At 46.9% G+C, this 26,382-nt stretch carries 20 protein-coding genes; 12 read left to right on the top strand and 8 right to left on the bottom strand.

Annotated features, from left to right (window positions below; genetic code table 11):
- Positions 1–11: 11 nt before the first annotated feature.
- Both recG and K2Y22_07740 read right to left on the bottom strand, forming a co-directional pair.
- Positions 12–2,579, bottom strand: coding sequence for an ATP-dependent DNA helicase RecG (recG, locus tag K2Y22_07745; protein ID MBX9878337.1), 2,568 nt, complete (start codon positions 2,577–2,579; stop codon positions 12–14).
- An 8-nt stretch (positions 2,580–2,587) separates the two neighbouring features.
- Positions 2,588–3,166, bottom strand: a complete 579-nt coding sequence (locus K2Y22_07740) for a GTPase domain-containing protein (protein ID MBX9878336.1) — start codon at positions 3,164–3,166, stop codon at positions 2,588–2,590.
- Between the two features lie 269 nt (positions 3,167–3,435).
- Between K2Y22_07740 and rpmB the strand changes: the two genes are divergently transcribed.
- A complete protein-coding gene (gene rpmB, locus K2Y22_07735; GenBank protein MBX9878335.1) occupies positions 3,436–3,639 on the top strand; it encodes a 50S ribosomal protein L28 in 204 nt (67 codons plus the stop codon).
- A 74-nt stretch (positions 3,640–3,713) separates the two neighbouring features.
- Positions 3,714–4,889: a hypothetical protein gene (locus K2Y22_07730; GenBank protein ID MBX9878334.1), complete on the top strand. Its 1,176-nt coding sequence runs from the start codon at positions 3,714–3,716 to the stop codon at positions 4,887–4,889.
- Between the two features lie 18 nt (positions 4,890–4,907).
- On the opposite strand, the gene K2Y22_07725 is transcribed toward K2Y22_07730, so the two are convergent.
- From K2Y22_07725 to K2Y22_07710, 4 genes are read right to left on the bottom strand one after another with little or no spacing between them, the layout of a single operon-like run.
- Positions 4,908–6,167: an ATP-binding protein gene (locus K2Y22_07725; GenBank protein ID MBX9878333.1), complete on the bottom strand. Its 1,260-nt coding sequence runs from the start codon at positions 6,165–6,167 to the stop codon at positions 4,908–4,910.
- A gap of 45 nt (positions 6,168–6,212) precedes the next feature.
- Positions 6,213–6,353 (bottom strand): hypothetical protein, encoded by a 141-nt coding sequence (locus K2Y22_07720; protein MBX9878332.1) that lies wholly within the window; start codon positions 6,351–6,353, stop codon positions 6,213–6,215.
- A 43-nt stretch (positions 6,354–6,396) separates the two neighbouring features.
- A complete protein-coding gene (locus tag K2Y22_07715; protein ID MBX9878331.1) occupies positions 6,397–7,020 on the bottom strand; it encodes a peptidylprolyl isomerase in 624 nt (207 codons plus the stop codon).
- Between the two features lie 10 nt (positions 7,021–7,030).
- Positions 7,031–7,723 (bottom strand): glucosamine-6-phosphate deaminase, encoded by a 693-nt coding sequence (locus tag K2Y22_07710; GenBank protein ID MBX9878330.1) that lies wholly within the window; start codon positions 7,721–7,723, stop codon positions 7,031–7,033.
- A 416-nt stretch (positions 7,724–8,139) separates the two neighbouring features.
- On the opposite strand from K2Y22_07710, the gene K2Y22_07705 reads away from it, so the two are divergent.
- Positions 8,140–8,733, top strand: a complete 594-nt coding sequence (locus K2Y22_07705; protein ID MBX9878329.1) for a hypothetical protein — start codon at positions 8,140–8,142, stop codon at positions 8,731–8,733.
- A 23-nt stretch (positions 8,734–8,756) separates the two neighbouring features.
- Complete coding sequence (locus K2Y22_07700) at positions 8,757–9,584, top strand: DUF4239 domain-containing protein (GenBank protein MBX9878328.1); 828 nt, start codon at positions 8,757–8,759, stop codon at positions 9,582–9,584.
- Here the strand turns inward: K2Y22_07700 and K2Y22_07695 are convergent.
- Positions 9,581–12,496: a hypothetical protein gene (locus K2Y22_07695; GenBank protein ID MBX9878327.1), complete on the bottom strand. Its 2,916-nt coding sequence runs from the start codon at positions 12,494–12,496 to the stop codon at positions 9,581–9,583. The genes K2Y22_07700 and K2Y22_07695 overlap by 4 nt on opposite strands.
- Before the next feature lie 264 nt (positions 12,497–12,760).
- On the opposite strand from K2Y22_07695, the gene adhE reads away from it, so the two are divergent.
- The 8 genes from adhE to K2Y22_07655 all read left to right on the top strand — a co-directional run bounded on the left by adhE (position 12,761) and on the right by K2Y22_07655 (position 23,929).
- Positions 12,761–15,370 carry a bifunctional acetaldehyde-CoA/alcohol dehydrogenase gene (gene adhE / locus K2Y22_07690; protein ID MBX9878326.1) on the top strand — a complete coding sequence of 870 codons (2,610 nt, stop codon included), beginning with the start codon at positions 12,761–12,763 and terminating at the stop codon, positions 15,368–15,370.
- Positions 15,371–15,379: 9 nt separating this feature from the next.
- Positions 15,380–15,673 (top strand): STAS domain-containing protein, encoded by a 294-nt coding sequence (locus tag K2Y22_07685; GenBank protein MBX9878325.1) that lies wholly within the window; start codon positions 15,380–15,382, stop codon positions 15,671–15,673.
- Positions 15,674–15,827: 154 nt separating this feature from the next.
- The gene (locus tag K2Y22_07680) at positions 15,828–16,859 is read left to right on the top strand and encodes an ABC transporter ATP-binding protein (protein ID MBX9878324.1); all 1,032 of its coding nucleotides are present in this window, start codon (positions 15,828–15,830) and stop codon (positions 16,857–16,859) included.
- 26 nt (positions 16,860–16,885) lie between these two features.
- A complete protein-coding gene (locus K2Y22_07675) occupies positions 16,886–17,929 on the top strand; it encodes an ABC transporter permease (GenBank protein ID MBX9878323.1) in 1,044 nt (347 codons plus the stop codon).
- 8 nt (positions 17,930–17,937) lie between these two features.
- The gene (locus K2Y22_07670; GenBank protein ID MBX9878322.1) at positions 17,938–18,552 is read left to right on the top strand and encodes an ABC transporter substrate-binding protein; all 615 of its coding nucleotides are present in this window, start codon (positions 17,938–17,940) and stop codon (positions 18,550–18,552) included.
- A gap of 85 nt (positions 18,553–18,637) precedes the next feature.
- A complete protein-coding gene (locus K2Y22_07665; GenBank protein MBX9878321.1) occupies positions 18,638–19,210 on the top strand; it encodes a hypothetical protein in 573 nt (190 codons plus the stop codon).
- Positions 19,211–19,281: 71 nt separating this feature from the next.
- Positions 19,282–20,814: an efflux RND transporter periplasmic adaptor subunit gene (locus K2Y22_07660; GenBank protein MBX9878320.1), complete on the top strand. Its 1,533-nt coding sequence runs from the start codon at positions 19,282–19,284 to the stop codon at positions 20,812–20,814.
- A gap of 4 nt (positions 20,815–20,818) precedes the next feature.
- The gene (locus K2Y22_07655) at positions 20,819–23,929 is read left to right on the top strand and encodes a CusA/CzcA family heavy metal efflux RND transporter (protein MBX9878319.1); all 3,111 of its coding nucleotides are present in this window, start codon (positions 20,819–20,821) and stop codon (positions 23,927–23,929) included.
- On the opposite strand, the gene K2Y22_07650 is transcribed toward K2Y22_07655, so the two are convergent.
- Positions 23,922–26,219: an N-6 DNA methylase gene (locus K2Y22_07650; protein MBX9878318.1), complete on the bottom strand. Its 2,298-nt coding sequence runs from the start codon at positions 26,217–26,219 to the stop codon at positions 23,922–23,924. The two genes, K2Y22_07655 and K2Y22_07650, sit on opposite strands and share 8 nt — an antisense overlap.
- Positions 26,220–26,382: the final 163 nt, after the last annotated feature.

Below are 26,382 nucleotides of genomic sequence, written 5' to 3'. Positions count from 1 at the left end.
TGCTCTGCGATTTAGCCAGAACCCAGATACTGCGTTTGCTCCAATGCCAGAGTCTTGTTCACTCGTTGTTTGAGCATGGGATGCTTTACCAATTCCGGATCAGCATTTATCATTTCAACAGCGGCTTTACGCGCTAATTCCAAAATCTCTGCATCATTAAGCAAATCCGCCAGCAATAAATCCGGCAAACCACTTTGACGAGTGCCCAGAAATTCGCCAGGCCCTCTTATTTCCAAATCCTTCTCGGCAACGACGAAACCGTCATTAGTCTTGGTCATGATTTCCAGGCGCTGCCTTGTCGTATCAGTACGGCTATCGGACAAAAGCAAGCAATAAGACTGCTCGGCGCCTCGGCCGACTCGTCCACGCAATTGGTGCAATTGAGCCAGACCAAATCTATCGGCATTTTCAATTACCATGACAGTTGCGTTAGGTACATCGACTCCAACTTCAATTACCGTTGTTGAAACCAGAATATCCAGTTCACCACGCCTGAACTGCTCCATGACCTCATCTTTTTCTTGTGGTTTCAACTTACCGTGCATAAGCCCAACTCGTCTATGGGCAAAAACATTCGTCTTCAGTTTTTCATACTCGGCAGTGGCAGCCTTTGCCGACAACGTTTCTGATTCTTCAATCAGCGGAAAGACAACATAGGCCTGTCTGCCAGCTTGCACCTGACGCTCAACACCTGCCCAGACTTGTCGCTTTTCCGTACCGGTAAGCAGCTTCGTTTCAATTGGCTTGCGCCCCGGAGGCAACTCATCAATTTCCGACACATCAAGGTCGCCATGCAAGCAAAGGGCCAAAGTTCTTGGAATTGGCGTCGCGGTCATCGTCAATAGTTGTGGATGCACGCCCTTTGCTTTCAATTGCGCTCGTTGTTTGACACCGAATCGATGTTGTTCATCAATGATGATCAAACCTAGTTTTTCAAACTCAACACCTTCTTGAATTAGCGCATGCGTTCCTACAGCAATATGGATCTGTCCCGACATAAGTCCTTGATGGACTTCTCTTCTTTCCTTGACGCCTTGCTTGCCTAACAACAGAGCCGCCTTAAGTCCTAAAGGCGTAAGCAATCTTTGGAATTGACGGAAATGCTGCTCGGCAAGAATTTCAGTCGGTGCCATGATGGCGCCTTGATAGCCGTTTTCCACAGCAACCAGTAAAGCCATAAGTGCAACAACTGTTTTGCCGGAACCAACATCTCCCTGCACCAATCTTTGCATCGGTTTACCGGAAGCCATGTCGCTGGCAATTTCTTTAAATACCCGCTCCTGAGCATTGGTCAACGTAAATGGCAAGCTTGCACGCAAGCGGGCGACAAGTCCTTCCGGTTTCATGACTAACTCAACAGCCGACTCGCTCACTTGATAGTGATGACGTCGCCACGCTAATTGCAATTGCATGCCGAAGAGCTCATCAAAAACAAGACGTCTTCTTGCCAGATTGAGCGCTTCATGACTTTCCGGAAAATGTATTTCCTTCAATGCCGATTTCAAATCTACAAGGTCATATTTTTTGATGATCTCGGCAGGTAATGTTTCGTCGACATTTGCTAAAAATGATTCAAGCGCATTGTGAATAACATTGCGCAGGTAGCGCAATGAAAGACCTTCCGTTAGCGGATAAACAGGCACCAGACGCCCGGCATGGATGGAATCCAACTCCTCACCATCACCAGCCAAATTACCAAATATCTCCAATTCCGCATTCTTGAGTTCAAGCCGCCTGCCCGACTTATCGCGTTCCACTATGCCGGAAGCCATCACTTGAGCGCCTTTGGGATATTGAGCCTTATAACGGTCAAGCAAATACTTGTTGGATTTGCCGCCAATAAAACGTGTCACGTTCAAACGCCCAGTGCCGTCTGTAATGACCACGGTCAGAATAGATACATTGCCGCGCCGCGATTGAAAAGCCGAAACTGATGCGATGGTGCCGAAGACAGTCACTTCCTGACCGGGTTCGACATCTTTGATCATCAATCTGTTTTGAAAATCCAAATGTCTTTTCGGATAGTGATGAATCAAATCGTGCGCAGTAAAAATATTGAGTCTGTTCAAAAGCTCAGCAACTTTTGGTCCAACACCTTTGACGTACTGAACATCAACCTCGCGCGGAAGTTTATTTGTTTTCGTCGCCTTCGCGTCTTTGTTTATCGTTATCGGCTTTACTGGCGGCACCGATTTTTGTTCGACTGCCTTTCTTGGAAGTGTTGCCGGCTTATTGGATTCTTTGCTTGCAGCCGGCTTTTCCGGCTGAGACTCTGCAACGGGGTCCTCTGCCGAAGGGCTGCCCATTAGTGTTTCAATCAATTCTTCGGCTCTGCGCAAGACAGCAATTCTTGTTGCCACATCTAGATTTGGATATTCGCGAAACAGTCCCAGTATGGTTGCCCAACGCGCTTCTTTAGGATTACGGCGGCACATAACAGCCGCTGTCTGACGCATGAACTGCGAAAACGTCGAGCGTTTGCCCTGATAGTCGGCATAGCGACCCTTGCGCTCGACAAGAATCGCACGCCGCAAGGCGTTTAGTTCGACTTCTTTGTACTTGCCTTGAACAACCGGCATAATGGCCGTTATTGTAAGCGATTCAAAATCAGTTTGCTGATTGCTTTCAAGGTGGCAAATACCCCAAGACCTTCAGAAGCTACTGCTTCAAAGCTTGGGACGCCACGAATATTCAATTCTTTTTCCATACGCTCAATGGGCATGGCGGAAGCCAGGTCGCGCTTGTTGTACTGCAAAACCCATGGAACGTTATCCAGTGTAAGACTGTACTCTGCCAAGTTCTCAATCATGTTCTGCAAGGACTCGACATTGTCTTTCGAACGCATCACATCTGAGTCAGCTACGAAAATAATGCCGTCAACACCGTTCAAGATGAGCTTACGAGAAGCGTTGTATTCAACCTGACCAGGAACGGTGTAAAGGGAAAATCTTGTTTTGAAGCCTTGCACTGAACCCAAATCCAGAGGCAAAAAATCAAAGAAAAGAGTTCTTTCAGTTTCCGTGGCCAAGCTTATGAGCTCACCGCGGGTTGTTGGGGCCAACTGGCTATGGATGTACTTCAGGTTGGTGGTTTTGCCGCCAAGTCCAGTTCCGTAGTAAACGATTTTGCAGTTTATTTCCCGAGCCGCGTAATTTACTAATGCCATCGTTTATTCCAAGTCTTCCCGCCGAATTGTTCAGAAATCGCTCATGTTGACTACCGCATCAAAACCCGACGATTCCCCAGACACAGACTACCATGATAATTGCTTCTTTTTTCGCCCCCTACAATCTAATTTTTTTGGAAAGGTAGGCTAGCTCTTGGCAAAAAATGCTAAGATCACTGGTTCGATTGTATATGTGCCGATGGGCCCCAAGATTGGCTCCAGTGGCGCGATTGCTCTTCCCGACAGGGACTGTAAGAAGGATTTAAATCATGGCCAGACGTTGTGATGTTTGCGGCAAAGGACCGATGACCGGTCGTAACTACACGTTCCTGCGTTCGCACTACAACCCCCACAATAAGCGCCGCTGGCTCCCCAACCTGCAGCCGGTTAAGGCTATTGTTGGGCAAACAACCATGCGTATGAAGGTCTGCACTTGCTGCTTAAAAGCAGGCAAGGTTAAGAGAGCTGTTTAAGTCCTATAAAAGCTTAATCGCCGGCTCTGAACCCGGACCTTAAAATAGTCAAGAGTGATTTCGGGGAGTCCGTTTTGCCGGAAGTCTTGTCAGCTAAACCTGGGTCAGTTGCCGAACCTATAAATGGTTTACAGGCTGGTTCCAGTAAAAAACCATCGAATTCGTGGATCACAGCATCCTTCTTGGCGCTGGCAATTTTTGCCGTTATAAACTTTGCCCTCTGGATGGCTTATGGCGAAGAAAAGGCATCCTCCAAAGATCTTTGGGGTGGCACAGGCTCAATAGACCTGGCACTCGATGATTTGAAAAACCTACCAAGCAGACCAAACGTAGTCTTACTTGGTTCGTCGCTTGTGATGTATCCATTTTGGTCGATGGACAAAGAAGCGGACAGTTCCATTTACGACATATTCCACCACCACCGCTCGCACACCCTGGAAAAGCATCTTGCCGGTGCCGGTTTTGATAAACCAACAGTTTTCAATTTAGCTATTTTTGGTCAGATGGCGTCTGACGCATACATCTACGTCAACGAGTATTTGAAAGGCGACAAGAAACCGGATTACTTAGTACTCGGCATTGCTCCGCGTGACTTTAGCGACTATGACTTGCCGTCACCGATTCATACATTTACTTTCAAGCGCTTAGTTGGACTGAAGAATTTCCCCAACTATCAAGACCTCTACCTGCCCAACTGGATGGACAAAGCTGATTTCATTTGCACTCACACGTGTTTTTTCTACGGCAAACGCTGGCGCCTGCAGAAGGAAATAGACAAGGCGCTCGAGAAGTTCTATCAATCGTCAGGACAACTGCTTGGGCTGACAGCAACCGAAGCACAACCCAAACAAGCACAGCAAGCCGGCTTCATGCTTGATGGCAGCGTGGAAGATCGCTGGAAAAACAGTACTGAAGAATATCGTCGCCGCTACCGCAATATTGCCGACAGAGATCTATCTATACAAATGGGCTTTCTGGACAAACTGATGTCCGTCTGCCACGAGCGTGGCATCAAGGTTATCTTGGTAAACATGCCTCTCACAGGCACCAACAGACAACTGTTGCCCAATGGCTTCTATCAACACTTTGAAGACACAATAGGACAAATGGCCGCCAAACAAGGTGCAACCTATGTTCCTCTGGGCGCCAATAGCGATTTCAATGACGGTGACTTCTGGGACACCACCCACTTAAACCACTCCGGCGGACACAAGCTTATCGCGCATTTACTACCGCACTTGAAGAAATAAACAGGGAAGCATGGATTTTCATATAAGAGTGGGAGCTTTGCCACTTGTAGTCTCCCAAATGGCCGAAACTGGTATCGCCTCAAAATAGTTTTCGAAAGCAAGATTTGAGTCACCAGCGTACAAGATAATGCCGCGATGAAATTTTTTCCCGGTCATTTGCTTCAACGCATTCAATCCCTTAAAAGCATCTCTGGAAAGTGTAATGGCGCTTTTGCACTCAATGCCAACTATTCGGCCATCACGCGTTTCAAGAACAATATCAACTTCCTGTCCTGCCTCGGTACGGAAATGGTAAATTTTCGGCTGAGCCTCGCTCCAGGCTATTTGTTTGAGCAGCTCCATCACTACGAAATTTTCGAAAATCATTCCCGAAAGAGAACCATTCTGAGTGACGGCCTTCGCATCTGCATTGAGTAGGTAAGATAGCAATCCAGTGTCATTCATATAGAGCTTTGGTGCTTTAACCAGTCTTTTTCCTATGTTTCCAAACCATGGCTGTATTGGTACCACTAAGAAAAGCAGTTCTAAAAGTGCCAAGTAATTTTTTAAAGTAGACAAATTTATTTCTAGAGATCGCGAAAGATCAGAATAATTGAGTAATCCTCCAGCACGAGTAGCGATGAGCTGTAATAGTCTTGGCATTACAGTCAACTGCTCAATATTGCGCAAATCACGCACATCTCGCTCGATCAAAGTGTTGATGTATCCAGTGAACCAGTCTTTGCGTCTCGCTACAGTGTCACGTTGAAGTACGTCAGGATAAGCACCTGTACACATTAACTGTGTGAGGTCTGCCATTTTAATCGGCTTGACTCTTTTAAATTTGGCAGTACTAAATGCAGTGTCAATGAACGATTCAGTTTGACCTTGAATTTCGCCCTGTGATAATGGCCAAAGAGTATGAACCTCGATCCTGCCAACAAGCGTATCGGCTACTTTGGGAAGTGCCAATACATTTGCCGATCCGGTTAGGAAGAAGCGGCCAGGACGTCTTCTTTGGTCCACCGAATATTTGATGGGCAGCATGAGTTCAGGAGCACGTTGGATTTCATCAATAATAACTCTCTCCGGTAAATTCTCGATAAATCTTTGTGGATCCGATCTAGCCGAGTCCAAAGTAGCCAAATTATCCAATGAAACATACTCAGGCGATTTGGAAGCCGGGAAAAGGTGCTGAATCAGGGTGCTTTTACCAGTTTGTCTGGAACCGTTGACCATTACAACTGGCGTATCACCGGCAGCGACAAGGAGTGATTTTTTAAGATTTCGTGGGTACATGTCAATATTTTAGCACCAAAATGTCGGAAATTAGGATTTTAAATATCAATTTCCATGACACAATGACCCTTGTCCCACTTGAATCATTTCAGCTTCTGGTTTTTCTCCGCAACCAGCCAGGCTCATGCCCAGAATGGCGATGTTGCCCACAATAACAGCACGGATTTTCGCTCTCTCTATTCCCACTTTTTTCTCCAAATAGACAGGGCTCAATTTGATTTCTAAACAGTTACTGAGGATTTTGTATACTAGCAGAAATTATTTTGTCGCCGATTGCCAGTGAATGTACGACATTCATGCCACGTATCACGCCACCAAATACTGCATACTTTCCATCTAAATGAGGTGCCGCTCCAAGCGTAATATAAAACTGGCAACTGGCAGAATCCGGATGATTACTGCGAGCCATCGCCACAACACCTGCGGAATTGTGTCTCAAGCGCGGGTTGATTTCGAGTTTCAAATATCTCGGTTGGTTTGTTTTAGGGTCGATGTAATTGCCTGTACCGTCACCATTCGGGCAACCACCCTGCACAACAAAGCCTGCTTCGCGGCGATGAAACTTAAGCCCGTTGTAAAATCCTTTGTCCACAAGATCAAGAAAGTTGTTCACCGTATTTGGTGCCAACTGATCAAACAGACGAATGACAATCTGCCCTTTGCTCGTTTCTAAAACAACAACAGGATCCACATGCGACGCCGGCTGGGCAGGTTGCATGGGCACCGTTTGTCTAGGCGCTACTATTCGAGAGTCATCGCTTTCAAAACCGGGCTGCTCACCTTGTCCTGAGCACGGCAGAAAAGCATAGATTGCCGCCAATAGCGCCGACGTAAAATGCCTAAATTTCACCATGCAGTCTCCATCAATGCTGAGGAATATGATTCGGCAACTCGAAGTCGGCAAATACCTTTAAGTCAGGGTGTGTTTGCAAACATGATGCCGGCACCTCTGTTGTAATTGGTCCGGATAGCGACCTGATTACAATATCTCTCTTTATTTCACCGCTGACCAACAAGATAACCTTACGAGCCGAGAGTATTGTCGACAAACCAATGGAAATAGCGCCGCTTGGCACCATGTTGGCGTCTGGAAACATTGACGCATTTGCCTGACGCGTCGATTCCGTTAGTCCTGAACAATGCGTCCAACTTGTTACGGGTGTGCCTGGTTCATTGAAAGCAATATGTCCATTGCGTCCTATGCCTATCATTACTAGATCAAGACCACCAGCCCGATGAATCTCCTCATCATAATTATCAACCCAACAAGGATTATGTTTTTGGTTGTCCGGCAAGCTGACGTTTTTAAAGAGATGATCCTCCAGAAAACGGGCAAAGGAAAATTCCTCCTGGACATGCAGATAATCATCGAGAGCAAAACAATTTGCTTTCGACCAGTCCAAATTGCCGGCACGCGTCCAATCAGATAAGAGTTTGTAACAACCCACAGGCGACCTACCGGTAGGCAAACCAAGAGCGCTGTTTGGCTTCTGCTTTAGCTGAGAAGCTACAGCCTGGGCTGCTTTCATGCTCATTTCTTGGTATCGGTCAGTCAAAACTAGGCCACCTACTGCGTTTAAAACTGTCATCATTGTCCTACCTTTAACGTAGCTTCGGCAATTTTTTGGGCTTGAAAAATGGACGTTCTGTAAAATGAAGATTTAGAACCTTTATTCTATTGCCCTTGCCAATTCAGGACGGCGAATCTATGCAGAGTGTTTCATTAAAAAGCTTACTTGGCATCAGCCTCGTAATCCTTTTATTGGCACCCTCTGACTTATACGCGCAAACCCGCGCCCTACCCAAAGCCGGCTTTCAAACCTATAGCCGGTCCTCCGAATCGGACTTGCCCGGAGTTAATGGATTGCACTTAACACCCGGAGAAGATCGCAGACCCAATCAGCAGGCTACTTCCTATTTACCTGGCGAACCTACATTAAATGGGGCGCTTGTGCGCTGGGAAGCAAGAAAAATGCCTCTCAAAATTTGGATAGCTCCCGGACTTAAATTATCTCAGTGTCCTTTTGATCAAATCCAAGAGACAAGGGTTGAGGAAGTCTATGGAATGCTCAAATCCCCAACCGCAGATCCTTTCGCACAGTTGCAAACAGCCTTCGGTTGGACTCCTGATATCAACTACATTGTGGCTAACGGCATAGAACAATGGCGGCGCTTTCAAAACGAAGGCTTACTCAGTTTTGCCTTTACCGATGATCCTCGTAATGCGCAAATACTTGTATTTTTTACCGAAGGATTTTCCGACTCAGGCACTCCGGGTGGCACTCACGTGGCTGGTATCACATCGGCTCAAGTTTACCCATTCGATTTGGCACAACAAGTAAACATTGCCCAAAAGCCTGTGGTTATTGAATTGTTGCTCGACGGCAACAACGAGAGACTGCAAGCACAATCTGCCCACGAATTTGGTCACGCATTAGGGATTAAGGCGCATAGCCCTTATCGCGATGATCTTATGTATGTCGATCGCATTGTGCCACAACTATCGCCAGGGGATGCCGCCACCTTGCGATATCTCTACAAGCAAAAGCCGCAGTATGTGCTTTGAAGCAATTCGAAAGGACTAATTAAATGGAACGGATATCTTGGGACTCTTACTTAGTCGGCGGACTCTTCGTCTTTGTAGGAGTAATTATCTCCGTTTTCGGCTTATTGTTGGTACGGCGCAAGGTCAATGCCGAAGCTCTCAAGCATTATCACGATGTAGCAAGTCCGCTTCTTTCTGTTGTAGGCACCCTCTATGCTGTTTTGCTTGGTTTAATCGTTGTCGACTGTATGACCAAATTCCAAACAGCGCACATGACTGTCGGACAAGAGGCTAATGCTGTGGCCAATATATTTGAATTGGCAGATGGTCTGCCTTCAGCAAAACGTTTTCAGATTCACCAACTCTGTATGGACTACGTCCATGAGGTACGCTCCAACGAATGGAATCTGATGAACAAAATGCAGGCCAGTCCAAAAGCACAAAAGGACAGGGTGCTTCTCTACAAAGCTTGCGTCATGTGGGAACCTGTCACCGAAAGTCAAAAAGCAATTTACCAATCACTTTTGCAGGAATTGTCCGAATTTACCGACGCGCGTCGCGACAGACTGGTCCTAAGTTCTCATGGCGTCTGGCCGGCAGTTTGGTTCGTGCTTTTCGTAGGTGCTGTATGCACAATTATTTTCACTTACTTCTTTGGACTACCGGATTTACTATCGCAGATAATCATGACTGCCGGCGTGTCTCTCTTAATTGGCTTAAACTTGCTCTTGGTTGCCTTTTATGGCTACCCATTTTCCGGCGACGTTAAAGTCTATCCGGAAGAATTCCTTAGGGACGAGCGCATATTCAAAGATGTCCTAAGCCAAGAGCTAAACAATAAGACAGCGGTTGCTTGCCCGTTAATGCACTAGGGAATTGAGAACTTGATATTGCCGTGCAATTCGCCATGTGCCGGCACTGAAGTAGCCGGGAACGAAACCTTGAGTTTCCTTATGATGGCATTGGGATCAGCAGGCACTGGAATTGAATGATTCTCGTCGTTCTTCAAAACAACCTTGAATCTCAATCCCAAAATATCCGGGCGCACGCCTTCCAGTTCAAGGCGAATTTTGTTTTGCTTTTCTTTTTTTTTACTGGTATCAGAACCATCGGCGCTTGACGTGGATGCTGCTGAACTAAAAGTTGGAGAATTAATAGCAGGAATAGCGGTGCCAAGCGCGGCAGCTCCAACTTCACCAGCAACTGGCAAGCTAGATGAAGAAGGTAAGGCGGGATTCAATGGTTGCGCCATGTCTAATTGTGGTGTCATGGGCAAAAATCCTGGTGGTGCTTGTAGATTAGGCGGTGAATAATTACCACCACAAGGAGTAACACACGGTCTTGACTGCAAAACCTGCAATTGCTGCCTTGCTTCCTCCAATTGCTGTTGCATAGTTTTAGTTTGCTGTTCAAGTGCAGTAAACCGTTCCATAGCCATTTGAATAAGAGGCATATAGCCGGCTAGTCCACCGCCAAGTGCAGCTCCGGTTCCAGCTGCTACTGCTTCGGTAGCTGCGCTTACTCCAGATGAACTTGCTACCTTGGGCGCCGATTTCACTGTCGCTTTCTTGACAGACGTTTTTCCTTTTGTTGTCTCCACCTTTCTTGCACTTACACTTTTGCTGCCGCTTGTCTTTCGAGCACTGGTCGATGCTAATTCGCTAGTGGCTGCTGCAGCAGGTACCGGCACGGCTCCGAGAATGGCTGCTACAGAAGCTGGAACGCCAGCGGTAATGCTTGATGCTGCCGGCTTGGCAGGCGGTTGAGTGCCATTTACAATCGCTTGAATATTTGGCGGCAACCCTGCCAAAGCAGAATCAACTCCGGCTGATGATTGACTGCCATGCAACAAGTCAGCAATTGCCGAAGGCAAACCAGAACCAGCCGGCGACTTATCTCCACGCATCAGGTCAGCAATTGCTGGCGGTAAGCCATTGCTGCCTACCGTACGCTTTCCCGCGCCGCCCAAAAGAGCTGCCAATCCGCTGGCACCACCGATGCTATCTAATAAGGCGGACAAGCCATTCGGTACAGACGAGCCGGCCGGTCCCGCACCAAGTAATGCCGATACTCCTGGTGGCAGCCCGGATCCCATAGAAGCAGCGGCTGTATCAGCACCACCGCCGCCGAACAAAGCAGACAAATTTAGTCCACCGCTACCACTACTCTTGCCGGAATTCAGCTTCTCCATAAGTTGCATAAGACTTTGTACTGTATTCTCACCTTTAGTGATACGCATTTTTTCACCGGCGGCAACTGTCCGCACGTGACCTAAAAGCCCAGCGATACTATTCACTTCCTCATCGGTACCAATTTTGGCAACTGGCGGCGGCGACATGATAGCCGGCAGAGCTGCTCCCAATGCGGCGCCTCCTGCGGAAGCGGCAGCAATTCCTAATCCGGATGAAGAGGCAACTTTGGCGGCATCAATACCTCCAGCAGTTGCCAATGCATTTAAGCGTTGAATGGCATAAGTGTTGGCTTGATCTTGTTTCAATACAGCCAAATAAGCTGAGCGGGCATTTTCAAAACGCCCCATTTTTTCCCAGAGGCTGCCGTCGTAGTTGAGCAATTGAATATTATTTGGCTCAATTCTCAAAGCACTCTGCACACTTTGCAGTGCTGCTGAAAAATTGCCTTGTGACTCAAAGCCGCGCGCTGCGTCAAAGGCTCTGGCTACTTCCTGTCTGGATATAGCAAGTTTGAAACCCATGCGAGCTGCCGGCAATTGCGGGTTCTGTGGATCAATTAATACCACTTGCCTGTACTCTTGCTGAGCCGACTTCAAGTCGCCGACAAGCAAATAGGCACGAGCCAATCCAAGATGGTTATTTACGTCATTGGTATTCATCGATACCTGACGCTGCCACAGTCCGACAAGCGAGCGAGCCGATGTTTGATCAGTCGGGTCAAGAATAAGTGCTCGACTTAGTTCGGAATTGGCTCCCACCAAGTCGTTTATAGCTAAGTCAAACAATCCTAGTTGTCTGTGCGTAGCAGCAAGATTAGGCTCAAGAGAAACAGCTTGTCCATAGAATCCCTTTGCTTCTTTCATCTCGCCGAAGCGATAGGCGATATTGCCCAAGCCAATGTAAGCGGCTGCCGTGGCAGTGATGTTTGCCGAAATGCGATATTCAACAAACGCATCAGTATTTTTGTTCTGTCCGGCGAACACATCAGCTAGTCTCAAACGAGCAGCAGCATCAGAGGCATTAATACCCTGCACGACTAGAATGCTGTTCAACATGCTTAATGCAACAGTGCTTGTAGAAACCCAATAAAGCCCTTCACGCAATGCGGAAGTTGCTGCATCAAATTGCTTTTGGCTGTTCAAGTATTTGGCGCGCTTCAAATCAATATCGAGCAGATCTTTGCGCAAGCGCTGATCACCGGGATGAGAACGCAAGCCTGTCAAAATTACCTGTCTGGCATGATCCAACTTGCCCAACTTGACCAGCTTTGTCGCTTGCGTATGAGCGACTGAATCGCAGGCAGTGTAGGAGGCAACGTTTGCCGAAGGAGCCCTCCAGGTGGCTGACGGTACATTGAGAGTCGGATTAACCCCGTAAGGAATCCCCGACATCGCTAAAGGAATGCCTGGGCTCTGGGCAGTCTGCATACCAGCCAAGGCATATTGCTTGGTGCGTTGGTATTTCGTCGGCGGCACGTAAACCTGCTGAGCTTGCTGGTTCTGGGCTATTGCCGGATATAGGCTCAAATTGGCAGCAAAGGACAGAGCCATTGCCAATGACCCGATTCTCTTTTTGTCGGAAACTAGCTTCATCTCGTTTGCTCTTGGTTTGCCGTTGCCAATATTTTAGTCAGTGTCTCTTTATATTGATAGCTATATTTGCGTGGTTGCCCCACTTATGAGCGAAAAACAAGCTTTATAAAAGGAACCTTAAGCAATAAGATAAATGAAAGTTCTCCAACCTGAGCTGTTAAAACGGGTAACGGAGCGGTTACTCTATTACACTTTACTTATTGTGTAATGAGTTCGCCGGAACAGAGGCGCTGAAATCCAGTCTTTAGTACTGGAGGAGAATTAATGGTCATCTCCATTCGAGAACAAGACACTCAGTTAATGGACAGGGTCAATCACCTGGCCCGTCAGGCGCGTCTGGCTGCAGCAGTTTTCACTCAATATAGCCAGGCAGATGTTGACCGCATCGTCAAAGCCATGGCACAGGCTGCCGTCAACAATGCAGCTCTTCTCGCACAAGCTGCCGTAGAAGAGACACGCATGGGCGTCATGGAAGACAAAGTGATGAAAAACTGTGTCGCCTCAGAATACCTTTACGAGCAGATCAAAGGCGAAAAAACAGTCGGCATTATCAAAGAAATGCCGGAAGACAACATGGTGGAAATTGCCGAACCGATGGGTGTGATTCTCGCGCTTTCACCGGTTACCAATCCAACATCGACTGTTATCTTCAAAAGCATAGTTGCAGCTAAAACACGCAACTCGATAATTTTTAGCCCGCACTTAATGGCTGCCAACTGCAGCAATCTAGCGGCCAAAATTGTCTATGAAGCAGCAATTGCTGCCGGCGCTCCTAAAGGCTTCATTTCCTGGGTGGAAAAGTCTTCCCGCTTGCGTCGCGAAACCGAACTTCTGATGATCCATCCGGAAGTCGATTTGATTTTTGCCACAGGTGGCACAAACATGGTCAAGGCTGCCTATTCATCAGGCAAGCCGGCATTAGGCGTTGGTTCAGGCAACACACCTGCCTACGTCCACAAATCCGCCAGTATGCCTGAAACCGCTATGGACATAATCATCTCCAAGACGTTTGATAACGGAACGGAATGTCCATCGGAACAGACTCTCATAATCGATAGAGAAGTAGGGCCTTCTCTGATGGAAGAATTTAAACGCCTGGGCTGCCATGTCTGCACACCCGAAGAAACAGAAAAGGTGGCAAATGTTGTTATCGATCCCAAATCTGGTGGCATGAACTACCGCCTCGTTGGACAACCGGCAAAACTAATTGCCGACCAAGCCGGCATTAGTGTCGACAGCAGAACGAAGATTTTGCTTTGCGCGATGGAAGGCGATATTCGGTCACACAAATTGGCCGTTGAAAAACTAATGCCTGTATTGAGCTATGTTTTTGTAGACAACGTGCAGGATGGCATCAACCGCGCCCTGGATATCAACTATGCAGGCGGCACAGGTCACACCGCAGGCGTTTTTGCCAAAGACGACAGTGTTATTGAAAAATTTGCTACTGCCATAAATGCAGGACGCATCATTGTGAACTCACCAACGTCCATGGGTGGGCTTGGCGGCATTTACAACAACCTGAAGACCACTTTGAGTTTTGGTTGCGGCACCGGCGGCGGCAATATCACCACCGACAATGTCGGCATCAGCAATTTGTTGAATTTGAAGCGCGTGCCTAGACGTCGCACCGCCGTTTTCTCGCTACCAACAACGAAAAACATCTACAACAATCCGGGCAGTATCGATCACTTGCGCAACATCGAGACGAAATCCGTCTTTGTGCTTACAACAAAATCCGCTGCAAAACGTGGTCACCTATCAGCAGTCCTTGAGAGATTGCCTGCGGACAGTCAAGTTGAAGTATTTGATGAGGTTGGCGTCGAGCCTGATTGGCAAGCAATCAGCAAAGCCATCGACAAAATGCGTCAGTCCAAGCCGGATACAATTATTGCTTTAGGTGGCGGCTCAATTATCGACTCAGCCAAACTAATGCGTTTGTTCTACGACACACCAAATCTTACTCGTGCTGATGTCGATGTTAACTTCTTGGATTTCCGCTATCGCATAGGCAATTATCCTCAGACAGTGCATACACAATTGATAGCCATTCCAACAACATCGGGAACCGGCTCTGAAGTTACACCGTTTGCTGTCTTCAAGGACAATGAAACGAAGCGCAAAATTTCACTTGTCGACAAAACCCTAGTTCCAAATGTCGCCATCATCGATCCGAACTTAACCCGCACATTGCCCAGAGATATTACTGTCGACACAGCAATTGATGCTTTGACACACTCGCTGGAAGCATTGGTTTCGTTCCTATCAACGGATTATACCGATGGCTTAGCATTGGAAGCAATGCGCCTAATCTTTGAAGCACTGCCGGAAGTTTTGAAGGACAGCGAAAACATTGTCTGGAGACACAAACTGCACAATGCCGCCAGCATGGCCGGCATGGCCATCGGTGGTGCATCCGTCGGCATCAACCACGCATTAGCTCACGCACTGGGTGCAACATTCCATATCACTCACGGCAAAGCCAACGGCGTGTTTTTACTTTCAACAATTGCCTACAACTCCGGCATGCCCAACAAGATAACTGCGCATTCCAGCTACAATCTCTATGTTGCCGACAAGAAATATGCCAAGGCTGCTCAATACTTAGGACTGGCTACTTACGAAGGTGGTCATGACACCAAAGAAGGCGTGCTTGCATTACAACGCGGTGTCTACGATTTGCTTGCTGCCGCAGGACAACCATCAAGCATTTCCGAGTTAGGCATTTCCCCGAGCGACTTCCAAAAAGAACTTCCAAACATGATCAAGAACGCCTGCGCCGACATTAGTGCGCGCACCAATCCACGCACTGCGTTAGTTAGTGAAGTTCTGGAACTCTTCATGAGTTCCTATCCAAAACGCAACCGTCCATAAGAGTCAGTTATGAAAGCAAAAAATTACGCCATCATCGGTCAAATAAAAAGCAGCATCCCTGAAGTGGATGAGCTTCTTGCCGGAGACACAACTGAACTGACACTGGACTTTGCCAATGCCACATTCATTTCCGTAGAAGGAATTGAATGGCTGGAAGAACTGCTTTTACGCAGCGACTCAAAAGGCACCAAGGTCACCTTCGCAAACATACCCACAGACATTTACAAGGTTTTCAAGGTCGCACACATAGACGCCATCATGAAAGCCTGCGGCATGCTCTCCGTCACCGGTCCTCACTGCTAGGAACATTCTTTTCTACAAAAGCATCTTGACAAGCGGCGTCGTTAGCGCAGCACTATATAGACCTGTCACTCCTGATACAATAAATTTCATCTGCCTGCCAATTCTGTCTGGCGCCCTACTTCATTCTTGACAGCAGACTGTAATTAGGAATCCAATGAAGAACTCAGATTCAATCGGAACGCTGCACGACATGTCTCAGTCAGGAACCGGCTCAAAATTGGCACCGGCTATTCAAGCCGTGTCCTTGACCAAGCAGTTTGGTGACAGGGTCGTTGTTGATCGTCTAAGTTTTTCCGTCAAAGAAGGCGATATTTACGCGCTGCTTGGCGATAACGGCGCAGGCAAAACAACAACAATAAATATGCTGACCACGCTTTTGAGCCCAACGTCCGGTGATGTCTTTATCTCCGGCTTTCACAGCATCAAACAAGCGGAAAAGTGCAAAAAAGCCTTTGGCGTAGTTTCGCAAGATGTCTGCCTCTACCAGGAACTCACCGCATACGAAAACCTTATCTTCATAGCCGACCTTTACGGCATGAACCGCGCACAAGCGATACCAAGAATTAAACAGTTGCTGGCGCAAGCTGGACTAGCTGACAGAGCCAACGACCTGGCCGGCGAATTTTCCGGTGGCATGATGCGCAAACTTTCTATCGCCATGGCCATTTTGCACAATCCAAAAGTATTGTTCATGGATGAGCCTACAGTTGGACTAGATCCAGCCTCACGCAGACAAATTTGGGTAATGCTCAAGGAATTGCGTTCAGCCGGCGTTACCATTTTGCTGACCACTCACTATTTGGAAGAAGCGGAGTTATTGGCAGATCGCATAGGCATTATTCGTCGCGGACAAATGGTATTGGAAGGCAACATCGAAGAATTAAGAGCCAAGACTGAGGGAATTCACAGCATTTCTATCCGCCTGGCAAAAACCTATTCGCAAGAAGAGTTGAATATCAAGATAGAAAGACTTCTCTTAAGACTACCAACTCAGATCAACTACGATCCTGTCCGCAACACCATTTCAATTGCCCAGCCAAAAGATGCGCAGCTTGTACCAAGCATGCAAACGGTTTTGAACTGGTTGGAAACAGAAAAACTCGTATTCTCCAATGTTGCAACCAACGAACCAAGCCTGGAAGAGATCTTTTTAGCGGTCTCAACAGGCACAGCCGTAACACGCTAGTCAAATTTCAAAGGAGTCCTTTTTACATGCACCAAGTTCTGGCAATTATCAGCAAGGACATTCTGCAATGGACGCGCAGACCCTTGTACTTTATTGCCAGCAGCTTGCTGGCCATTCTAATTATTTGGATTGTAGGCAATACCATTGCCGGCGCAAGAAATATTCCACTTGGTCTTTACGATCCGGCAGGCATTAGCGAATTGACTAAACGTTTGCAAGAAACAAATAGATTCGTTGTCACTAATTACGAGGATCTTGATCAAGCTAAGCGCGATTTGACCTCGAGCAAAATAGCCGTTCTAGCAAATGTTTCTCAGGATCCTTTGGAAGATTCCGTGCAAATTCTGACCGAAGGACACAATCCACTAATTGATCAACAAATTGCCATGGGCATCTTGTCGGTTTTAACTCAACGCGCTAAAGAGTTAAGTCTACCCCTGCATTCGGCATCGTTATTTCCAGTAACTTTCACGATGCGTGACTTTGTCACACCAGGGCTGGCTGCCTATCTTTGTTATGTACTGGCCTGCATGAATTTGGGTTTTTCCTGGATTTATGAGTGGATGGAAAAGACCTATAGACAAATTATCCTTGCTCCCCGGGGTTTAAGAGCGGCAATTATTGCTAAGACATTGACCGTAACCGTCGAGGCAGCCGTCGTTTTATGGCTGGCGCTCTGCATAACATCGCCTTTAGCAGGCTTTAGTTTAGGCAATAATTTCTTCGGCATTGTCATTGCCACACTGGCATCAATGTTCTGCTTTACTTGCATAGGATTGGGTGCTGCCTGTCTTCTAAAAACAATCCGCATTTACACGATGACCGTGTCCATCTTGGGAGTGGGACTCATGTTCGTGTCCGGAATTATTATTCCTGTTGACGGCATGCCCACATGGGAAAAGATTTTAGCCAAAGCATTGCCTATGTATTATTCTGCAGATGCGTTTCGTGGCGTCATGCTGGGTACTCCAGCTGATTATTTGCGAGACATTTTGGTGCTGGCCACTTGGGCGGTAGCGGGTCTGGCGACAGCCGCAATTCTTCTCAATAAGCGCCGAGCAATGCTCTAAGGTCAGTAATGCAAAAAATACTTTTCTCCATACTTGCCCTGTATATCGTTCTTACGCTCACAAGCCTGCCTGCGCAAGCACAAAGCGGCAAAAACGTAGTCCAAAACTTGGTCATCCTCTTTTCTCAGTGGTCAGGCGATGACGATGATCACAGTGTATTTGAGCCGGCAGCCAGACATATCGATTATCAAGAAATGGCCGAATCTTCTGTAGGACAACCGCAATGGAACAAATTAAACGCCACACAGAAGCGAGAGTTTGTCTCTGCTTTGCGACATCTTGTGGAAAAACGATACTACCCACGGTGGCACCATATTTTCCACAAAGGGAAATTGTCTATTCTTTCAGAAACCACATCCAAAAATGACGTATTGGTCAAAACAGCTCTAGTTATGGGCAAAAAGCAGTCGCACGTAACCTGGCGTCTGCGCCGAAACAGCAACGGCGAACCGACGGTCATAAGCCTTACCGTCGGCGAAAAGGACTTGCTGACACGCATGACCGCCCGATTCCAGAAGCAAATCGCCAAATCAGGCGTCGAAGGTCTCATCGCATGGCTAAAAGAGAAGCTCGACATAGACCCAAATGAGTCTATTAACAGTACAGCAATGTCTTTAATCTAAACAATCAGGCAAATTAATGACATCGAGTGTCAGATCATGCCTCTGTTGGGCATATATCCCTTTGTGCAGCAATTGAGGATTGACGATGAAAGACTCCCAGGGACGCACTCCCGAAGGCATTGCAAAAAAAATAGAAGAGCTCAATAGCCTGCCAAAGAGCGACCAAGGTACTCATGATCGCCTACTGCAAGAAGTTAACGGCTATTTTCAAGACAGAATCAAAGACTTGAAGACTGAGCAAGCCCAGGCTCATGCAAGGCACGAAGACTACGACCTGCGGGGAAATATCATTGCCGAATTCCAAACAGTCAAGAATTACATAGGCATAGATAAACCGTTTAGCGAGAAGCCGCCAATCAATATCGCTTATTTCGACTTCAACAACAATGGCACTATCACGGAAGGTGGCACCCCGCAATACACCTCAAGAGAACAGCCGCTTGTGCCCACATGCTTCCAAATTTCCGACGCCGATACAAAACTAAGTTTTACAATCAATACCGATGGCAAATATAACGCCGACTTTCTGTATCAAGCGTACATGGCCAAAAAAACAAACTTTCCCTATAAATCGTGGAGCCAGTATTGGGGTGGCCGCGCCCCGAGCGCACAACCATATCAGCCAAGCAGGCTGGGAAAGACCAAATACGAACTATAAAATTAGCGCCACACAGCTATAATTAGCTTAGTTAGGAATCTAAGTTGGTCTAGATACGGCAGGTTCGTCTAATGGCTGTGAACAAAAAATTGCGCCTGGCTTGCCTGACATTTGCTCTCACATTCGGCTTTTTGCAGCCTTGTGCCTTCGCCGGCGACAGCGCCTCAGGGCTTGAAACCTTTGGACCGGAAGGTCAGATAATTCCTGTAAGCAACCTGGGCAAAGCCGCCCTGGGCTTAAGAATTATGACCATTGAGCAAAAACCTCTGCCCATGACTGTTGAAACAACAGGGAAAATTGAAGCTATTCCCACATGGCAATTTGAACAACATTCACTTGTCTCCGGCCGCATTATCGACATCTTGGTCAAACAAGGTGAACATGTCAAAGCCAGACAGCCGCTTATTTTGCTCGACAGTCCTGAGATAAACGAACTAGCATCCGAAACACTTAAGAGTAAAACCGAACTTGAATATCAAATAGCGCAAACAACAGCAGAACTTGATGCCGAAATCAAACAAAACCAGACACAATTTGATCTTGCTCAAATTGAAGTGAAGCGCAATGAGAAGCTCTTTGCTGAAGGTATTGCTGCCCAGCGTACATGGCAACAAGCAAATGCCGACATGAAGCTGGCAGAAAGCCGACTGAAGGCAGCCACTACAAAAAGAGAAATTGTTCTCAAATCATTGAGAGCCAAACTAAACATCATCTACGATTCGTTGAGTCACCGCTTAGGACAACTTGGCGTAAGTGATGCCAGGCTGAAAGAAATGTTCAAGACTCGCCGGACTATTTTGACGGTTCCTGTTTTGGCAAGTCGAGAAGGCATGGTCGCACAGGTCTCAGCCACCATCGGTCAATCAATTACTTCGGCTGATGAACTTTTCAAGATAAGCAATCTCACCAAAGTTTGGGCAACTGCCGATATCTATGAAGACGACGTTTCACGCATGTCCACAGGACAGTCTGTCGCACTCAGTGTCACTTCTTACCCACATGAAATTTTCCGCGGCACTCTTACTTATATAGGCACTGAACTTGATCCTGACAAGAGAACACTTCCAGTCAGAGCTGAAATAGCCAACCCTGATCAACGCCTTAAGCCTGATATGTACGCACAATTGCACATCCAAACATCAGCACCGGTGCAAACCTTGATGTTACCCAAAGAAGCTTTGGTTGACAGCACTGGTCATAATTTAGTATTTGTCGAAACAAAAGACGGCTATCAACCAACACGAGTAAAAACAGGTCGCAGCCTGGGCGATCAAGTAGAAATCCTGTCCGGACTGCATGAAGGACAGCGAGTAATAGTGGAAGGCGCCTTCCAACTAGCTGCCGAGCTTTTGAAATCCGGTGGACGCGACGAAATGTTTACGCAACCAACCGAGGGCGAGCGTTTAATTGGTCATGGTGAAGGTAGCGACAGCGCAAACGACAGCCAAGCCTGGCATGTTCAATTGGTTGCCATTGCGGTTGTCATCTCATTCTTCCTTGGACTGCTTGTGTCCTCGCTTTCAAAAAAATCGGCTCGCGAAAAACGGCAAATACAAGCCGAAAAAGCCAGCTCCACCGACAGCGAAAAAATAGCCAAAGACTAAAAGCATGCTCAACCAAGTAATCAAATGGTCAATAGCCAATCGCTTTATTGTGATAGTCTTAGCGATGGTACTTGTTGTTTCCGGTCTTTATCTCTCAACTCAGATGGATGTCGACGTCGTACCGGAATTTGCGCCACCACAAATAACAATCCAGACAGAAGCGCCAGGATTGGTTCCTTCTGAAGTCGAGCCTGTTGTAAGCCTGCCTCTGGAAACTGTTTTGTACGGCACACCAGGAGTGAGCCTGGTGAAGTCGCTTTCGCTCCCGGGCGTATCCGTCATAACAGTCATATTTAACTACGGCACAAATCTGTATCTGGCAAGACAGCTGGTCAATGAAAGAATTCAGACTGTGTTACCCAAATTGCCCTATGGCATTGGTCCACCAATAATGCTGCCGCCAATGTCTGTTGTAGGCGATATTCTAAAAATAGGACTTACATCGACCGTCACCACACCCATGGAAATGCGCACCCTTGCTGATTGGGATATTCGCAACCGTATTTTGGCCGTCCCTGGTGTCGCCAGAGTCCTGGTGATGGGTGGGGACAAAAAGGAATATCAAGTACTGGTGCACCCCGACAAGCTGAGATCCTATGAAGTCACACTCAATCAAGTATTGCAAGCAACAGAAAAAGCAAACTCAGTCGCACCCGGCGGTTACCTCGTACGCCCGGATCGTCAACTTAGTATTCGCGGAGTCGGCAGGATTCAAGACATCGACGACTTAGCAAATTCAGTCATTGTCGTACGAGCAGGGACGCCAATTTTGCTCAAACACGTTGCCGATGTGAAAATCGGCTCCGCCTTTAAAATCGGCGATGCCACAGTTAATGGCGACACCGGCATCGAAATAATCATCACTAAACAACCCTGGGCTAATACGCTTGGGGTAACCAAGCAAGTAAAAAAAGCGATTGCCGAACTACAGCTCTCTCTACCCAAAGACATCAAAGTCCACTACATTTTCGAGCAAGCTGAATTTATCGAAACATCAATAAACAACGTCTTGTTTGCCATTGCCTTGGGCGGTGTCCTGGTTGTTGCCGTCTTGTGGTGTTTCCTGCTCAACTGGCGCACCGCCGCTATAAGCTTGACTGCTATTCCTCTTTCTTTGCTATCGGCAATCCTAGCGATAAAAGCAACAGGCGGCAGCATCAACACAATGACTCTGGGCGGACTAGCAATTGCTGTCGGCGAAGTTGTTGATGATGCCATTGTCGATGTAGAGAATGTCTACCGTCGACTCAGAGAAAACAATATGTCGGAACACCCCAAGCCGACTCTTTCAGTTATCTATATGGCTTGCCGCGAAGTGCGCTCATCTGTTGTCTATGCCACTTTTGTCGTTGCATTGGTGTTTTTGCCTGTCTTTGTTCTCTCTGGAGTCGAGGGCAGGATTTTTACACCACTGGCCTTTTCTTACATAGTAGCCACCCTTTCCAGTTTAGCCGTAGCGTTGACTGTAACTCCAGCCTTATGCGTTTACTTCTTGAGCAAGCGCGAACAGTTGCCGAAAGGCGAACCCTCAACAGTTCACTATCTCAAAAACAAATACGGTCGCTTATTGCACAGGGTAATGGAACAGCCTCGCATGGTTGCGGTATTTTCCCTCGTAGCATTTCTAACATCACTTTCGCTGCTACCCTTTATGGGACAGACTTTCTTGCCTGAGTTTCGTGAACTTAATTTGATCATCGCAGCAACAGGACTTCCCGGACAAAGTATTGACGCCTCGAAGCGAATGGGTATTGCCCTTGAGAAGAATCTTCTCAAACATCCAGATGTTATAGCCGTCGGACAAAGAATCGGTCGCGCGGAGCTTGACGATGATGCCGGCGGTCCTCACTTTAGCGAATTTGATCTCCATCTGAAAGAAAGCAATCGCCCCCTATCGAAAATACTTGCCGATATTCGCGGCCATCTTTCTGAAATTCCGGGAATGGCTTTTGATGTAGGATCATTTATTGCACACCGCATGGATGATGTACTTTCCGGCGGCACACGCGCCGACATCGCCATCAAAATATTCGGTCCCGACTTAAATACTTTGCGCACTCTGGCACATTCAGTAGAAGGCGCTTTGTCCACTGTTAAAGGAGCCGTCGATGTAAAAACCGAATCACAAGTATTGACTCCGGAAGTCATTGTCAAAATCAATCGCTCGATAGCGGCTCGTTATGGACTTACCGCAGATGACGTATCAGAGCTTATCTCAACTGCCTTCAATGGCAAAATAGTTTCACAAGTGCTCGAGGGACAAAGACTTTTTAGTTTAAAGATTTGGCTGGATGAAACTTCAAGGCACAACCTAGATTTGATCAAACAAACTTTCATCGACACTCCAGATGGCGCCCGCATACCAATTTCAGATCTGGCAACTATTGAAGAAATGCCCGGTCCCAATGCAATTATCAGAGAAAATGTCGCACGCCGGATAGTGGTGCAAGCAAATACGAACGGGCGCGACGTTGTTTCAGTCGTCAACGACGCTAAACGCTTAATAGAAAAACAAGTACAGCTGCCTGCCGGTTATTACATCCACTACGCCGGACAATACGAAGCTCAACAACAAGCCAGCAACAATCTCATCTGGACGTCGCTTCTGTCGCTTGTCGGAATACTTTTACTTCTCAACAGAGGACTGGGTTCCTGGAAAGCAACACTTCTAATAGCGACTAACTTACCATTAGCTGCCATCGGCGGAATTCTAGCTGTGGCATTGACCGGCAATGTCTTGAGTATTGGCTCAATGATTGGCTTCATAAGCCTTTTCGGGATTTCAGCGCGCAATTCAATTTTGCTGGTTACACATATCAAAACCCTTGTCGATCAAAATGTGCCATTTGATGACGCACTTTATCAAGGAGCCGTGGACAGGCTTGCCCCTGTATTGATGACGGCGATTACCGCCGCATTGGGCATGTTGCCTCTAGCCATCTTTGGCGGGGCTGGTCGTGAATTGGAACAACCTCTGGCAATTGTAATAGTCGGTGGTCTAATTACCAGCACCGCATTTACCCTTGTAACCATCCCAGCTCTGTTTGAACTGTTTATGCGTCCAAAACAGAACGCATTAGCACAGGGAACTAAGGCAAACCAGACAATCAACTAATGCAGTCAGCGATTAGTTGCTTATCGCTAGGCATATCGCCAATTAGTTTTTGATTACGGCTAACCCAGGGATCGTTTTCAATTAAAGTTCGCATTTCCGCGCTAATTCCATAGTGCGCAAAAATCTCATCGTCAATGGCCTTTTGCAACGAAGCTTCCAGCTCATTCAATTCAGATAACTTCTCACGATGCAAAACGCACGCGTCCGCCAGATGCTCCAAATCGTTTGATTGCGTATATTGCCGCAGCACCGGTCCTTTGTAATTGGGTGATTGCGAGTCAAAAGCCTCCAACCGGCGAGCAAGTTCAATTGCTTCGTTTACTGCTTTAGCAACCTTCTGTCTTATTTGCAACGAAGGTTTTTTATACGGCAGTCGTCTTAAATCACCGATCTGGAAATTTACAGTCGGGTTTAAAACACCCAATAGAAAACGAGCAAGCGACGAATTTAAATATCCAAGCAAATAGTGGGGATCATCTGTAAACAACGCCGAACTGGCAATATCAAATATACTGTCTGGCGACAGCAATCTGGCTTTGAAGCCACGTGTTCCAATATAAGAATAAGTAACGCCTGGTTTGAAGTAGTAACGCTCACCCGGAAGCGCTACCGACTGTCCTCGCAATTTGCGATAATCGCGAATGTCTTTTCCATCGTTGCGCCAATTCAGGCGCAGCGGTGTTGTGTAATGCCACTTATAGCCGCCGCCTTTATCGTAAGGCACATAATTGCCTGCCTCACTCTCATCAACTTGCCAGAAGAATTTCACAAATTCCTTGTTGTTACAAGTGAACAGACCGTTGGCTGACTCAATGCCTGACTCGGACGACTCCAAGGCCGGCAGGTCGAACAAAGCAAGTATTTCCGCCGGACACCAAAATGCAAATTGCTGTCCCGGAAATTTCCAAAATAGCTGGGAATTGCCTTCCAGCTTGGGCAAATTTCGAATTCCTTCTATCTGTGCAATTGCTTGCTCCTCATCACTCAAAATTCGAAAACAGTCAGTGGCACTTTCTTGTTTATTCAACTGGGCAATGATAATGGCGTTGCTTACCTTTTCACCTTTTCGAGAAGCAAAGACTCCTGAGCCCAATTGAACAATCGTTTTAAGAGAGAATTTTTCCAAAAGCTCTTGCCGCAATTTCTCATAGCGGGTAATTGACATAAAGCTTTGCTGGCAAATGAGAGCAAAAACTCCATCTTCCTCAACCAGCTTCATGCAAAATTCGAGAAAGGCAGCGTAAAGATCAAAACGCCCTAAAGGATAATTGTCTTTTAGAAAATTCGAAAGCTCTTTGGGCATCAGCCGATGACTTAAATACGGTGGATTAGTAATGACAGCCGAATATTTTCGTCTTAGTTGCTCTATATCGGCCTTGCCGACTAGTGAATAAATCTCCACTCCAGGCTTTTCATCAAACGGCAAACACAGACTACCGACGCCTTCTTCAAAGTAAAAGATTTGGGGCAACGGCAGTTCAATTATTGGTGCCAAATCCCGACAAGCAAGATAAATAGAAAATCCAGCTATCTCAACTACTTTTCTATCTATGTCGCAACCAAATAATTCATCGGCAAGAATTTTTGTCAGACAAGTCTCAGCAGGCAAATTACCGCGCGACGCAAAACGCGCCTTAAGCGCCTCAACAAAAATATGTCCTGTGCCCAAACAAGGATCAATGAATGTGAAATCGTTGTCTGACGAATTTGCCTTGAGCGCTATCGTTTCAGCAACAAGAAATTTGCTTATCCAATCAGGCGTAAACCATTGCGTAAGCACCGGCAGATCGCTCAACTGAATCTCATCGGAACTAATTCTCTGCAACGCATCAGATTTAGTAAAAGAGTTTCTTCGCTCAAAAAGCAGGCACTGATACACCCAACCAACAAGCAATGGGTCTGACAGAACCGCGATCTCCTGAGATCCTGCCTGCAAGAGAATTTCTTTCAGTGAGGCAATCAACGACTTATCGGCTGTCAAGCAGGCGTCATTTATATGGACAACAAGCACGTCAGCAAATTGGCTTTTATCCAGACGAAGCTCGTCTGTCAGGGCTGAAAGAATAATTCCGGCAGGTTTTCCCTGAAAAATTTCCGGCATAATTTGGCGTGCCGCCAGTGACAGAAGCGCCGCATAAGCCAGCACAGCCTCGTCATATTGAGAGTTTGTCTCAACTGGAACGAGCTTCTTTAGACGCCTGACTAACTGCCTTATCGCCGAAAACTGCTGGCCATGCAGTTTTTGCCGCTTGGCTGCATTTTGATCACTTGGCTTTTTTGACTTCGGCACCTCAAAATTATCGCCCAAAATGGCTCAATTTGCGAAATTGCTAAAACCGGCGAAATGAGCCTATACTCAGGCTATATGGTTGTCATTTAGTGTATAAACAGACGATTATTAACTATTGTGTTGAGCAAAATACAACACGGAAAAAATACCAATGAGCACACCA

It is taken from the genome of Candidatus Obscuribacterales bacterium (assembly GCA_019744775.1).
Classification (GTDB): Bacteria; Cyanobacteriota; Vampirovibrionia; order Obscuribacterales; family Obscuribacteraceae; genus SBAT01.
The sequence above is the reverse complement of the archived record's forward strand: the minus strand, read 5'-3'. Positions and strand labels throughout refer to the sequence as shown.